This window comes from Anaerolinea thermophila (assembly GCF_020723905.1).
Classification (GTDB): domain Bacteria; phylum Chloroflexota; class Anaerolineae; order Anaerolineales; family Anaerolineaceae; genus Anaerolinea; species Anaerolinea thermophila_A.
This window is the reverse complement of record NZ_DYHZ01000005.1, coordinates 39,314-51,977: the sequence shown is the minus strand read 5'-3', so window position 1 is coordinate 51,977 and position 12,664 is coordinate 39,314. Positions and strand designations below refer to the sequence as shown.

Below are 12,664 nucleotides of genomic sequence, written 5' to 3'. Positions count from 1 at the left end.
TGACAATGGCACCCTTTCTTAAAAAAGGAGATAACCGAGCATGACGCTTACCAGAGGAACAGTAATATTATCAATGTCCTGAAAAGGAAGGCTTTCCACCAGAGTTGCCGCAAGACTGATTCCGGCAATTTTGAAGAGGGTATCCATCCAGTTGAGATGAAATACTCCGGCCTGGTGAAAAGCCCAGAGTACCAGCAAACTGAAAAAAGCGCCACCCAAAAAAACTGACAGAGAACCTCCAATGGTTTTTCGAGGAGACCAGAAAAGCGATGCAGAAGGGAAACGTTTTCCGATGATATCTGCCAGACCATCTCCACCGCTCAGGATCATCAGGGCAACCACTCCGATGGGAGAGGTTTTCCAGAAAACCAGCGTCAGAATAACAAAGACAATTCCATAGTACAGAGGACCACGAAGAATTTCACGACGGTCACCGCTTCGAGACATGGCAACCACGGCCTGCTGGTCACGGATCAACCCTGTTCCAACCAGGAAAAATTGCAACGTAATTAACAACGGGACTGAGGCTGCAAACCACCGGGAAAGAGAGGTATCGGGGAAAAGAAGCCAGCAGATGACAAATAGGGGTCCCGTTCCGAGATGAATAATTTTCCGGCTTAAAGACGAACTGATCCATCCTCGATGTGCCAGAAAATCATTCAACCGTAACCAGATAATGGCTACCGCAAAAGTTAATCCTAAAGCAATCCATTCACTCATGATCACCGGTAACTTTACCAGCCATCTTTTTCCCGCTCACGATGCTCACGGCGCGCTTCCCGTTCTGCTTCCCGCTCCGCAATGGCAGCGCGTTTATCGTATAATTTTTTCCCTTTGGCAATGGCAATTTCCACTTTGGCTTTTCCATCTTTCAAATAAATGGAAACCGGAACAATCGTTACTCCTTTGACACGAACAGCATTCCAAAGTTCCAGAATCTCCCGTTTATGGAGTAACAACCGCCGCGGACGCCTGGGGTCGTGATTGAAACGGCTTGCAGGATTATACGGAGCAATGTGCGCATTTACCAGCCAGGCTTCACGCCCATCTACCTGTACAAAGGCTTCGGCAAGACTCACCTGCCCTGCCCGTACAGATTTGATTTCACTCCCCTGCAGGGCAATGCCGGCTTCGTAGCGCTCCAGCAGGAAATACTCAAACTGGGCTTTTCGATTGGTAGCGACTACTTTGACGTTTTTCATAGCCATGCAGTGATTTTAACATAGAACAGAGAGTGTCTCCAAACCTCCATTCCCATATTCCATTGATATAATGTCTCGTATGAACAACGATCCCCTCTCATTACGCACACTTTTCCTTCTAGACCCTTCGGTTACGTTCCTCAACCATGGGTCGTTTGGGGCTACTCCCATTCCCGTTTTTGAAAAATACCAGGAATGGCAACGAATGTTGGAAAAAGAACCCGTGGAATTTCTGGGCAGAAAAGCCTCAGAATATCTTGCCGAGGCGCGCCAAGCCATTGCGCCGGAATTGGGCTGTGATCCAGATGACTTTACGTTTGTCATCAATGCCACAACAGGGATGAACGTCGTCATTCACAGCCTTCCTCTGACCGCACAGGATGAAGTATTGACAACCAATCATGAATATGGAGCCATTGATAAGACCTGGCAATTTTATGCCCGGCAGAAGGGGTTTACGATTGTCCGCGCCCGGTTTTCTCTTCCGGTATCTTCTCCAGACCTGTGGATTGAAGAACTCTGGAGTCAGGTGACTCCAAGGACACGGGTGATTTCCATCAGCCACATCACCTCCCCGACCGCGCTGGTCTTCCCGGTTGAAAAAGTCATAGAACGCGCAAGGAATGCAGGAATATTAACCCTCATTGACGGTGCCCACTCCCCCGGGCAAATCCCCGTAAATCTCAGGAAACTGGGGGCAGATTTTTACACCGGGAATTTTCACAAGTGGGTATGCGCCCCAAAAGGGGCTGGATTTTTGTATGTGCGCCCGGAATACCATTCCCTGATTCAACCTCTCATTGTAAGTTGGGGGTACGATAATCCCAACTCACAGCGTTCCCCATTCTTAGACCACACGGAATGGTGGGGAACAAGAGACATCTCTGCCTTTCTGACGGTTCCAGAGGCTTATCAGTTCTTAAGAACCCACCACTGGGATAAAGTCAGAGAACGATGCCACCAGCAACTTAAAGAAACATGTAATGCCTTCCGGGAGAGACTGGGGGTTATCCCTCTGAGTGCAGACCAGGATACCTGGAACGCTCAGATGATTTCTTTGCAGATCCCGCGTCTTTCACCCAGAAGCATACCGGAAGTCAGCAGACGGTTATGGGAAGATTTTCGCATTGAAGTTCCACTGGTGGAGTGGGAAGATTCTGTCTTGATTCGAATTTCCTTCCAGGGGTATAACACCCCCGAAGATTACAAAAAACTGGAACACGCTCTCGGTGAAATTCTGGTTGCGCCTATCACTTGAGGAGGATCAAGATGGAGATTGCTTTAGCATTGGGTGGAGGAGGCGTAAAAGGAATTGCTCATCTTGGGGTGATTCATGCTCTGGAGCAGGCTGGTTTTCGCATCAGAGCCATTGCAGGCACCAGCATCGGAGGGCTGGTGGGTGGGGTTTACGCCGCGGGAAACTCGCCACTGAAAATCCTGCAAACCGTCCAACAACTGGACATGAACTCGGTTTACCGCAGAAGAGCAGAAGATGGACCTGCTTTGCTGGGCCATGCCGGTATGGTCGAGGTTCTCAATACATTGCTCCACAATCGTCGCTTTGAGGATTTGGACATCCCCTTTGCGTGTACTGCCGTAGATATTCATAGCCATCGGGAAGTTTATCTGAGCCACGGGGATGTCACCCAGGCTATTCTGGCAACTACTGCCTTCCCGGGTGTCCTTCCTCCTCAGGAGCACAAAGACATGCTTCTGGTGGATGGCGGTGTCCTTGATCCTGTACCTGTGTTGCTGGCGAAGAAATTAGCCCCCAATCTGCCGGTACTTGCTGTGGTGCTTCAACCTCCTCCAGAAGACTGGGATAAGATTCCCGAAGGGGACCTGATCACCACCACCCCCCTGCCCATTCCCTCCCCTTTGATTCAAGGCTTCGTACGGATGCGCATTGGCCAAGCCGCCCGGATTTTCATCGAAGCCATGGATATTAACTCAAGAATGCTCACCGAACTACGCTTGCAAGTAGACAAACCGGATATCATTCTCCGCCCGAACGTATTTCGTTTTGGTATTTTTGAACCTGCCGATCCTCTGGTGCTGTTCAACGCTGGAAAAGAAATTGTTGAGCAGGAACTTAAGCACATCAAAGATATTTTCACATGGAAAGGGAAACTGATGAAATTTTTTAAAGGTGATTCCTCATCGGCAGTCCTGAAGATTTTAAAGTCAGAATAACCCATGGGTAACCGTGACCTCAGGGAATATTCCCGACAGACAACCATCCGCCTCATCATTGGTGGGCTCATTCTTCTGTTTGTCGTGGGCACGGGGCTCATTTACTGGAGGTATGGAGCAGGTGGAGCACTCTCGGGTCTTCTGTGCCTGACCATTGCCCTGTTTCCCGTTGGGTTAATCCTGGTTGTTATGGCTTTCCTGGAATGGCTGGTAAAACGAATTGACCATGACTGACCAAATCATTCAAAGCACACCACTTTACGGATTGATTGAAATACCCCAAACCATACCCGTGGATTACCTCATCCTCTTTCTCCACGGATGGACGGGAGATGAAAATTCCATGCAAATCTTCTCCCATGTTGCGCCTTCATCAGCAGGGAAAATTTTCTTAAGAGGGCAGTTGCCTGCACCTACAGGGTTTGGCTGGGCTCCCCCACGACAGGGAGAATGGATCCCAATGGAAAAGTTTAAGCCAGCGGCGTATCTGATTCATCAAACCCTTGAGCAAATTCAACGAGATATCTTTCAGAACCGGAACCTGTCAGTGATTCCCGTTGGATTCAGCCAGGGAGGCGCTATGGCACTGGCTTTAGTATATTTCTACCCGGAACAGTTTTTCCGAGCCGCCGTGTTATCAGGATTTCTGCCTGAAATCCACTCCAATGAATTGGCTTTCCATCAGAAATCCATCTTTCTCAGCCATGGGGTCAAAGATGAGATCATTCCTGTAGAGATGGCAAGAGAAAGCGTGAGAAGGCTGAAACAGGCAGGCGCGTATGTGCAATACTGCGAATCCCAGACGGCTCATAAAACTTCTGCAGAATGCCTGAAGCAATTAAAAATTTTTCTCGAAGCAGGTTCATCCCGGCTATCTGGAACGGACAAAGGAAATCAAACCGAAGAATATCCCTAAAGCGGCACAGCCCAGAATGATCATCCCCATGGGAACACCTCCAGGCGCAACGCTATCCTGAGACTGAAAGGTTGGGATGCTCAATGGTGGAGGGGGTGTGTATGTGGGCAATCGCGTGGGTGCCACAGTCACGATGAACTTTGCCGCCAGCGTTGGATCAATGGTATTGGTCACCCGAGGAGTCGGGGTAGGGGGGATTTCGACCACCGGCAGTTCCCTGGGAGGCTCAATTCGGACATAATTGGCAAATACCCAAGCCTGCCCACCCTGCACCCCGGGATATTCCACGAGAATCCACGCACCACCGGGTGATTTCCCTTTTGCAGGCACCTTTTGCCCAACGAGCAACACGCCAACTTTATCGTAGAACATGCCAGGACCGGCGCGTAAATTGATTTGGGTTTCTGAACCGGGTACGACAATTGCCATAGGGCCGCTTGGGGTGCTGGTCACTGTGGGAATAGCAACTGTCGGCAATTGCGGTAAATCATTTGCCAGAGCCGATTGCGGCAACATTAAGAGGGAAACCATGATCAGGAACAGGGAAAACCCTATCCATTTCTTCCAGTTACGCATCATTCTTTTACTTCCTCGATCATTCGATTGTACGCCAATGCCACCCATCCTTCTGGATAAACTCATCTACCATGGGAGGACCCCAGGTCCCCGCTTCATAGACAGGTAAATTTCGGATGGGATATTCTTTCCAGGCTTTTAAGATATCAGAGGTAAACCTCCATGCCGCCAGCACTTCATCGCTGCGGGTGAACAGGGTAGCATCCCCCATCAGGCAATCTAAAATGAGGCGTTCGTAGGCTTCCGGCGGCTCGGTGCCAAACGCTTCCTGATAACTGAAATTCATTTTTACCGGGGCGATCATCATGCGCGGTTTGGGCGCCTTGGCGCCAAACGTCAGGGTGATTCCCTCATTGGGTTGGAGGCTGAGAATCAGCATATTGGGCGCGTCTTCCGTCATAGACTGCCAGTTGAACAAACGTAAGGGCGGTTGTTTGAATTGAATGGCAATTTCGGTTACCCGAGCCGGAAGACGCTTCCCGGAACGAACATAGAATGGCACCCCCGCCCATCGCCAGTTATCAATGAAAATTCTCGCGGCTAGAAAAGTCTCAGTAAGCGAATCCGGGGCTACACCTTTTTCATCCTTATAGCCGGGCACGCGCTGACCATCTACCACGCCTGCCACATATTGAGCACGGAGCGTGTTTAAGATGGCATCTCGCCCTCTCATAGGGCGTAGGGCTTCCAGTACTTTTAACTTCTCATTGCGAACAGCATCAGCATTAAAGGCTACAGGCGCTTCCATCGCCGTCAACCCGATAAGTTGCAAGAGGTGATTCTGGAACATATCCCGAATGACGCCCGCGGTATCATAATACCCCGCACGGTTGCCCACTCCAACCGTTTCCGCAACGGTGATCTGGACGTTATCCACATAATTGCGATTCCAGAGGGGTTCAAAAATACCATTGGCAAAGCGGAAGACGAGAATATTTTGTACCGTTTCTTTCCCCAGGTAGTGATCAATACGGAAAATCTGCTCTTCCGAAAAAACCCGATGCACCACTTCTTCCAATTCGAGTGCCGATTCCAGATCCCTCCCATACGGCTTTTCAATTACCAGACGGGTCCACGCCCCCTGACATTGCGCCATGTGATACCTGCCAATGCGTTCCAGAATGGCTAAATACGCATCGGGAGGGGTTGCAAGGTAATGAAGTACGTTACACGCACCTAAATCCTGTAAAAGGGAATACAGGGTTTTATAGCCCTCATCTTCATCAAAAGAGGAACGAACATAACGCGCATTTTCCAGAAGGCGTTCCACCACTTGTTCATCTACCGGGCGAGTGCGGGCAAATTGATGAATCGCCTCCCGCATGGACTGTTTCATGAAATCATCTGTCCAATCCCGGCGGGCAAAGCCAATCAGATAAAATGGGGCTTGAAAGCGATTTTCTCGAAACAGTTCGTACAACGCGGGGAGCAACTTGCGATGTGCCAGATCCCCGGTAATGCCAAAAATGACCAGTGCAACGGGTTCGGTACTGATAAAGGTTTCGGATGAATTCATAAGCAATCCTCAAATTTGTACCTGAATTTTACCCTTAAACTGCAGGTGCTCCAATAACCCTTCAAGTATAATTAGATGCATGGAAACATACCCCGGTTCCATTACAGATGTTCCCGGAATTCTTGTCGGACAGGCACAAAACGAAGAAGCCTTGACCGGCTGTAGCGTGGTGATCTGTGAACAAGGCGCTGTCGGTGGAGTAGATCAACGAGGTGGAGCGCCCGGTACGCGGGAAACAGATGCCCTTCGTCCCATGCATCTGGTGGAGAAAATCCATGCTGTGGTTCTTGCCGGGGGCTCAGCGTTTGGGTTAAGCGCTGCCAGTGGCGTTATGCGCTGGCTAGCCGAAAAAGGCATTGGATTCCCGACTGGCGTGGTACCGGTTCCCATTGTTGCCAGCGCCATTTTATTCGATCTGGGAATTGGAAACCCTCAGGTTTATCCCGATGAGCACATGGGATACGCTGCCTGCCAGCAAGCCACAACCGCCCCGCCGGCACAGGGAAATGCCGGTGCCGGAATAGGCGCCACAGCAGGAAAAATTCTGGGAATGAACCAGGCAATGAAATCGGGGATTGGTACTGCCAGCATGCGGTTAAGTGGTGGAATTGTTATTGGGGCGCTGGTGGCTGTCAATCCATTAGGAGATGTCATCCATCCGGAGACAGGCAAAATACTCTGCGGAGCGAGGACTTTGAAAAAAGGTCCGGTTCAAATTGGAAAATCAGATAGTTTCGCAGATACCCTTTCTGTGTTAAACTCATTAGCCGGACGGTCGATTCTTCACTTTGCCAGCCGACAAAACACCGTGATTGGCGTGGTGGCTACGAATGCGAAACTATCTAAAGAACAAGCCAATTATGTAGCCATGATGGCACAGGACGGTTTAGCCATGAGCATTCGTCCTGCTCATTGCCTGCTGGATGGGGATACCCTGTTTGTCATGGCGACAGGTGAAAAGCGCACCGATCCAAATATTATTGGGGCTTATTCAGCACAGGTAGTTGCCCGAGCCATTGTAAATGCGGTTTTATTTGCTCAATCTTCGGGTGGGCTTCCCTGTGCTGCAGATTATCTTTGATTTTCATGATCTATCATTCCACGAGAGGAAAGGATGTACTCATGATCAAAATCGTTGCGGATACCACATCATGCCTGACACTGGAAGAAGTACAGAAACGAGGCATTTATTACGTCCCGCAAATCATCGTCATTGGCGAAGAAACCTATCGGGACGATACCGAAATGAACGCCATTCAGTTCCTGGAACGGCAACGCACCAGCCCGATTTTGCCCAAGACAGCCGCCCCACCCCCCGCGCTCTACACCCCCATTTTCCAGGAAATTACGGAGCAGGGAAACAGCGCGATTGTGCTGGCACCTTCCACGCAAGTGAGCGGCACTTATCGAGGCGCTTCTGTAGCAGCGCAGGATTTTCCCAACACCGATATTCGCATTATTGATACCCAGTTAATTGCCGGAGGATTGGGACAACTGGTGCTTATGGCTCAAGAATGGGCAGAGCAAGGGCTGAGCATGGATGAAATCCTGCAACGAGTTGAAGCCATGCGCAAACGGCACCGCGTGTACTTTGTTGTGGACACACTGGATTATCTTTACAAAGGTGGACGTATTGGTACTGCCAGACATCTGATCGGGAGTTTATTGCAGATGAAGCCCATCCTCACCCTTCAGGATGGTCATGTTGCCTCGTTTGAATCTCAGCGCACACAAAAGCGCGCCCTTGCCCGCCTCAAAGAAATTGTGCTTTCTGAATGTCCACCCGGGCCAGAATCCCGCTTGAACATTATGCACGGGGATGCATTTGAACTTGCCCGGTCACTTGCCGAAGAACTTGGACCTGCCCTGAACATTCCCGTGGAACAGATTCCAATCTATGACCTTACCCCTGCAATCCTCGTACACAGTGGTCCTGGAGTCATTGCAATTTCTTACTACACGAAATCATAGGGGTTGATTGTTATGAGGGTTAAAGGGTATCCAGGCGGATGCCCTTTTTTACCTGTAAGTTTTTCATATTCATCCAGATGAATTCTATGTACAATAAGAGATAGATTCATTCTTGTTTTATTCGACCATCAAAAACCTGCAAAAGGAGAATAATGATATGCAGTACGTTCATTTAGGGAGAAGCGGTTTGCTGGTCTCACGTCTTTGTCTGGGGACAATGAACTTTGGGCCTCTCACCAGTGAAGAAGAAAGTTTTCGCATTATGGATCGCGCGCTGGAACTGGGCATCAACTTCTTTGATACCGCCAATGTGTATGGCTGGAAACTTGGAGAAGGGGTGACGGAAAACATCATCGGAAAGTGGTTTGCCCAGGGAGGAGGACGTCGAGAGAAAGTTGTGATTGCTACCAAGGTGTTTGGAAAGATGGGCGAATGGCCCAACGAATCCAGACTCTCTGCGCTTCATATCCGTAAAGCCTGCGAGGACAGCCTGCGCCGACTTCGCACGGACCACATTGACCTCTATCAGATGCATCACATTGATCCCGAGACACCCTGGGAAGAAGTCTGGCAAGCCATGGAGGTTCTGGTCCAGCAAGGTAAAGTGATTTACGTTGGATCGAGCAACTTCGGTGGCTGGCACATCGCCAACGCTATGGAAACCGCCAAACGGCGTCATTTTATGGGGCTGGTCAGCGAGCAGAGTCTGTACAACCTTGCCGCCCGCACCATTGAACTGGAAGTCATTCCTGCCTGCCGGCATTATGGAATCGGGATCATCCCATGGAGCCCGCTGGCAGGAGGATTGCTGGGAGGCGTCCTGCAGAAAATTAGCGAAGGACGTAGAGCATCGGAGGGAGTGCAGAAACAACTCGAGAAGCATCGTCAGCAGGTTGAAATGTATGAAGCCTTCTGTAAAGAAATCGGTGAAAAGCCTGCCGATGTTGCCCTTGCATGGCTGCTCCATAATCCTGCGGTGACTGCGCCCATCATCGGGCCTCGAACAATTGAACAATTGGAAACCAGTTTACGCGCACTGGAGATTCATCTGACGGATGAAATGCTCAAACGGCTGGATGAAATCTGGCCTGGACCCGGCGGCGAAGCCCCCTGGGCATATGCCTGGTAAACCCTGACAATCATCTGATCCCGGTTTCAAGCCGGGATCAGACTTTATAATAAGAATATGATTCTTTACCAGGATAACTGGATTGTGGTTATCTCTAAACCCGCCGGATTGTTGAGTGTTCGGGACGGTTACCAACCGCAACTGCCAACCGTCCAGTCCGTTCTGGAACCGGCTTACGGCAAATTGTGGATGGTACATCGCCTGGACAAAGAGACCAGCGGGGTCATGGTACTGGCACGTACACCCGAAGCCCACCGCATACTGGATCGCCAGTTTGCTGAGCGCAAGGTGCATAAAATTTACCACGCTATCTGTGCCGGCACGCCGGAATGGGATGAAATTCTGATTCAATTGCCATTGAGAGTGAATGGCGACCGTAAGCACCGTACTGTTGTGGAATGGGAGCATGGGAAGCCTGCAGAAACTTATGTTCGGGTTCTTTCTCGATATCCTTTCTACACCTGGGTGGAAGTTCACCCCCACAGCGGATATACCCATCAGATTCGGGCACACCTTTCCTCCACAGGCTACCCGTTGCTCGGAGACCGGCTGTATCGCGTCCCTTCTACCTGTCCGGTCATTCCCCCTAAGGAAGAAGATTTACCTGTGCTCAAGAGAGTAGCCCTTCACGCTCATTCAATCACATTTACCCATCCGCATTCCTCCAGGATAGTTACCTTTTCAGCGCCTTTGCCTCCGGATTTATCTGACCTTCTATCAACATAAAAACCGGAGCATCCTTATAAAGATGCTCCGGTAATTTCCTTGTACCGCTTTGGCTGGTTATTCCCCCTGGATCAATTTGGCGGGGCGTTTGCTTTGACCAATCGCCCATATGATACCGGCGATGAAAATCGCTGCAATCACCCAGCGGATAACACTGGCTTCTGCCTGAACGATGAGCGGAGCCGCAATCAGGCTCACCAGATTGACCACTTTGATCATCGGGTTAAGCGCCGGACCGGCGGTATCTTTCAGAGGATCGCCAACCGTATCGCCTACCACACCGGCTTTGTGGCGCTCAGAGCCTTTCCCCGTATTCTTTTCCAGATCGCGCGGCTCATCTTCGATGCCCTTCTTGGCGTTATCCCAGGCACCACCTGCGTTCGCCATGTATACTGCCAGCAATTGCCCGCTGAGGATGACGCCAGCAAGAAAACCTCCCAGGGCTTCCACCTTCAAAATCAATCCAACGACCAAAGGCATCAGGACAGAAATGGTTGCCAGAGGAATCAGTTCCTTTTGCGCTGAAGCGGTTGAAATTCCCACCACACGGGCATAGTCGGGTTTCACTGTTCCTTCCATAATTCCTGGAACACGGAACTGGTTGCGCACTTCCTCAACAATCTGCCCTGCAGCGCGGGACACCGCGCGGATGGAAAGTGAACTGAACAACCATGGTAAGGCACCACCCAGCAAAAATCCGATGAATACCGCGGTATCGGAGACTCGGATTGCCTGTAAGGGTTCCACTCCAAGATTAACTTGAACACGGGAAACATCGGTGATAAAAGAGAAGAACAACGAAACTGCCGCAATGACCGCCGAGGCAATGGCAATGCCTTTGGTGATGGCTTTGGTGGTGTTTCCTACAGCATCCAGATCCGCCATGATCTGGCGGGCTTTCCGGGTGGTCTCATCATCCAGATCGTGCCATGCCATTTCGCCAATCCCGTTGGCGTTATCGGAGATGGGGCCATAGGAATCCATGGCAACGTTGTTACCGGTGTGGCTCAGCATGCCGATGCCAACCATCGCAATGGCGTACAAAACGTACAACGAACCCTCGGCTCCGTAGATCAGCAAAGAGAGCACAAATGAAACCACAATCACCAACAGCGCCCACACGCTGGATTCCATACCCACTGCCATGCCACTCAAAATGGTAGTAGCAGGACCAAAGCGAGTGGATTTAATGATTTCCTGCACAGGTTCTTTCCGTGTAGCCGTGAAATAGGACGTGAGGGGATTGAAGGCAACCGCCAGACCGACACCCAGTGTGGTCAGAGCGCCCAGACGCCAGTCATGTGCATATACCAGCGCCAACACGAAAGCCCAGATGATGGTGTTAACGCTGGATACCTCATAAGAACGGAACATGGCTTCTTCAGCGTCATGGGCACGCAGGAACTTAATGGGGAATTTTTCCCAGATAGGCACAGTGAACGTTCCGATAATGGAACTGATGACCCCAATTGCCCGGATAATGAGAGGATAGACAATCCATTTAAGTTCGCCAGTCTCAGCCAGCAATGCCAGACCCAGAATCAATGCTGAAACGATGGTGACTTCGTAACTCTCAAAGATATCTGCCGCCATACCGGCGCAGTCACCGACATTGTCTCCCACAAGGTCAGCCACAACAGCGGCATTGCGCGGGTCGTCTTCTGGAATGTCTTTCTCTACTTTTCCGACCAGGTCAGCGCCTACATCAGCGGCTTTGGTGTAGATACCACCACCCACGCGCATGAACAGCGCCAGGAGGGTGCCGCCAAACCCAAAGCCCAGTAAAGCATCTGGAGCCGCCTTCCCAAAAATAATGAAAATGACCGTTCCACCGAACAGCCCCAGCCCATCTGTCAACATGCCTGTAATGGTGCCGGCATAATAAGCAATGGAAAGCGCTTCATTGAAACTGCGGCGCGCAGCAGAGGCAGCGCGGACACTTGCCTGGATAGCCATGCGCATGCCCAACTGACCTACAATCAAAGAGAAACTTGCCCCCATAATAAATGCAACTGTGCGCCCAATCGCTACAATAATCTGAGTGTTCTGAGGGAACTCCTCAAGCGCTTCCTTGCTGGGCGGAACCACATACACACTCAGGAAAAGGGCTACCGTCAACAACAAGATGGCGGGAAGAATTCGCTGGAGTTGTTGCTGCAGATATGAATCAGCCCCGATGCGAATCGTCTCCCAGACATCCTGCATCTTTTGAGAGCCCTTGTCCTTATTCAGGACATTGCCGCGAAGCAACCATGCATACAACAGGCTCAAGAAAGCCGTAACGACGACGCCCAACACAGCCACCTGCTCAAATGCAGAAAGCCCATGTCGGGTGCCCATCCCAAAGATATCCATACTACCTCCTGATGTGACTAAACTGATTCAATTATGGGTGTAAATCTAAATCAGAGGGGGCAAAAATCTCGTTCATTTTA

Annotated in this window: 13 protein-coding genes; 8 read left to right on the top strand and 5 right to left on the bottom strand. The window is 50.5% G+C overall.

The genetic code is table 11. From position 1 onward, the window contains the following. Nucleotides 1-18: 18 nt before the first annotated feature. A complete protein-coding gene (locus tag LHF31_RS08705) occupies nt 19-720 on the bottom strand; it encodes a diacylglycerol/polyprenol kinase family protein (RefSeq protein WP_303774135.1) in 702 nt (233 codons plus the stop codon). A gap of 14 nt (nt 721-734) precedes the next feature. Continuing rightward, on the bottom strand, nt 735-1,208 hold the full coding sequence (gene smpB, locus LHF31_RS08700; protein WP_298010690.1) for an SsrA-binding protein SmpB: 474 nt from the start codon (nt 1,206-1,208) through the stop codon (nt 735-737). 73 nt (nt 1,209-1,281) lie between these two features. On the opposite strand from smpB, the gene LHF31_RS08695 reads away from it, so the two are divergent. The 4 genes from LHF31_RS08695 to LHF31_RS08680 are packed head-to-tail and all read left to right on the top strand — an operon-like array spanning nt 1,282 to nt 4,311. Continuing rightward, nucleotides 1,282-2,460 carry an aminotransferase class V-fold PLP-dependent enzyme gene (locus LHF31_RS08695; protein WP_303774134.1) on the top strand — a complete coding sequence of 393 codons (1,179 nt, stop codon included), beginning with the start codon at nt 1,282-1,284 and terminating at the stop codon, nt 2,458-2,460. An 11-nt stretch (nt 2,461-2,471) separates the two neighbouring features. Continuing rightward, nucleotides 2,472-3,395 (top strand): patatin-like phospholipase family protein, encoded by a 924-nt coding sequence (locus tag LHF31_RS08690; RefSeq protein WP_303774133.1) that lies wholly within the window; start codon nt 2,472-2,474, stop codon nt 3,393-3,395. A 3-nt stretch (nt 3,396-3,398) separates the two neighbouring features. Then, the gene (locus LHF31_RS08685; RefSeq protein WP_298008341.1) at nt 3,399-3,629 is read left to right on the top strand and encodes a hypothetical protein; all 231 of its coding nucleotides are present in this window, start codon (nt 3,399-3,401) and stop codon (nt 3,627-3,629) included. After that, on the top strand, nt 3,622-4,311 hold the full coding sequence (locus LHF31_RS08680) for an alpha/beta hydrolase (RefSeq protein ID WP_298008339.1): 690 nt from the start codon (nt 3,622-3,624) through the stop codon (nt 4,309-4,311). Before LHF31_RS08685 ends, LHF31_RS08680 begins: the two co-directional genes overlap by 8 nt. Here LHF31_RS08680 and LHF31_RS08675 read toward each other — a convergent pair. Together LHF31_RS08675 and zwf are read right to left on the bottom strand one after the other, a co-directional pair. Then, complete coding sequence (locus LHF31_RS08675; protein WP_298008337.1) at nt 4,267-4,890, bottom strand: SH3 domain-containing protein; 624 nt, start codon at nt 4,888-4,890, stop codon at nt 4,267-4,269. The genes LHF31_RS08680 and LHF31_RS08675 overlap by 45 nt on opposite strands. A gap of 16 nt (nt 4,891-4,906) precedes the next feature. Further along, nucleotides 4,907-6,403, bottom strand: coding sequence for a glucose-6-phosphate dehydrogenase (gene zwf / locus LHF31_RS08670; protein WP_298008334.1), 1,497 nt, complete (start codon nt 6,401-6,403; stop codon nt 4,907-4,909). 79 nt (nt 6,404-6,482) lie between these two features. Between zwf and LHF31_RS08665 the strand changes: the two genes are divergently transcribed. From LHF31_RS08665 to LHF31_RS08650, 4 genes are all read left to right on the top strand, one after another. Beyond that, nucleotides 6,483-7,484: a P1 family peptidase gene (locus LHF31_RS08665; protein ID WP_303774132.1), complete on the top strand. Its 1,002-nt coding sequence runs from the start codon at nt 6,483-6,485 to the stop codon at nt 7,482-7,484. Nucleotides 7,485-7,525: 41 nt separating this feature from the next. Then, the gene (locus LHF31_RS08660) at nt 7,526-8,374 is read left to right on the top strand and encodes a DegV family protein (protein ID WP_298008508.1); all 849 of its coding nucleotides are present in this window, start codon (nt 7,526-7,528) and stop codon (nt 8,372-8,374) included. A 157-nt stretch (nt 8,375-8,531) separates the two neighbouring features. Beyond that, nucleotides 8,532-9,503: an aldo/keto reductase gene (locus LHF31_RS08655; RefSeq protein WP_298008511.1), complete on the top strand. Its 972-nt coding sequence runs from the start codon at nt 8,532-8,534 to the stop codon at nt 9,501-9,503. A gap of 57 nt (nt 9,504-9,560) precedes the next feature. Beyond that, a complete protein-coding gene (locus tag LHF31_RS08650) occupies nt 9,561-10,229 on the top strand; it encodes an RluA family pseudouridine synthase (protein ID WP_298008514.1) in 669 nt (222 codons plus the stop codon). Between the two features lie 57 nt (nt 10,230-10,286). On the opposite strand, the gene LHF31_RS08645 is transcribed toward LHF31_RS08650, so the two are convergent. Then, entirely contained in the window at nt 10,287-12,584 is a 2,298-nt protein-coding gene (locus LHF31_RS08645; protein ID WP_303774131.1) for a sodium-translocating pyrophosphatase, read from the bottom strand. Nucleotides 12,585-12,664: the final 80 nt, after the last annotated feature.

Excerpts from the sequence above, each read along its gene's own strand:
- LHF31_RS08705 (WP_303774135.1), bottom strand. The coding sequence starts at position 720 with ATGAGTGAATGGATTGCTTTAGGATTAACTTTTGCGGTAGCCATTATC.
- smpB (WP_298010690.1), bottom strand. The coding sequence starts at position 1,208 with ATGGCTATGAAAAACGTCAAAGTAGTCGCTACCAATCGAAAAGCCCAG.
- LHF31_RS08695 (WP_303774134.1), top strand. The coding sequence starts at position 1,282 with ATGAACAACGATCCCCTCTCATTACGCACACTTTTCCTTCTAGACCCT.
- LHF31_RS08690 (WP_303774133.1), top strand. The coding sequence starts at position 2,472 with ATGGAGATTGCTTTAGCATTGGGTGGAGGAGGCGTAAAAGGAATTGCT.
- LHF31_RS08685 (WP_298008341.1), top strand. The coding sequence starts at position 3,399 with ATGGGTAACCGTGACCTCAGGGAATATTCCCGACAGACAACCATCCGC.
- LHF31_RS08680 (WP_298008339.1), top strand. The coding sequence starts at position 3,622 with ATGACTGACCAAATCATTCAAAGCACACCACTTTACGGATTGATTGAA.
- LHF31_RS08675 (WP_298008337.1), bottom strand. The coding sequence starts at position 4,890 with ATGATGCGTAACTGGAAGAAATGGATAGGGTTTTCCCTGTTCCTGATC.
- zwf (WP_298008334.1), bottom strand. The coding sequence starts at position 6,403 with ATGAATTCATCCGAAACCTTTATCAGTACCGAACCCGTTGCACTGGTC.
- LHF31_RS08665 (WP_303774132.1), top strand. The coding sequence starts at position 6,483 with ATGGAAACATACCCCGGTTCCATTACAGATGTTCCCGGAATTCTTGTC.
- LHF31_RS08660 (WP_298008508.1), top strand. The coding sequence starts at position 7,526 with ATGATCAAAATCGTTGCGGATACCACATCATGCCTGACACTGGAAGAA.
- LHF31_RS08655 (WP_298008511.1), top strand. The coding sequence starts at position 8,532 with ATGCAGTACGTTCATTTAGGGAGAAGCGGTTTGCTGGTCTCACGTCTT.
- LHF31_RS08650 (WP_298008514.1), top strand. The coding sequence starts at position 9,561 with ATGATTCTTTACCAGGATAACTGGATTGTGGTTATCTCTAAACCCGCC.
- LHF31_RS08645 (WP_303774131.1), bottom strand. The coding sequence starts at position 12,584 with ATGGATATCTTTGGGATGGGCACCCGACATGGGCTTTCTGCATTTGAG.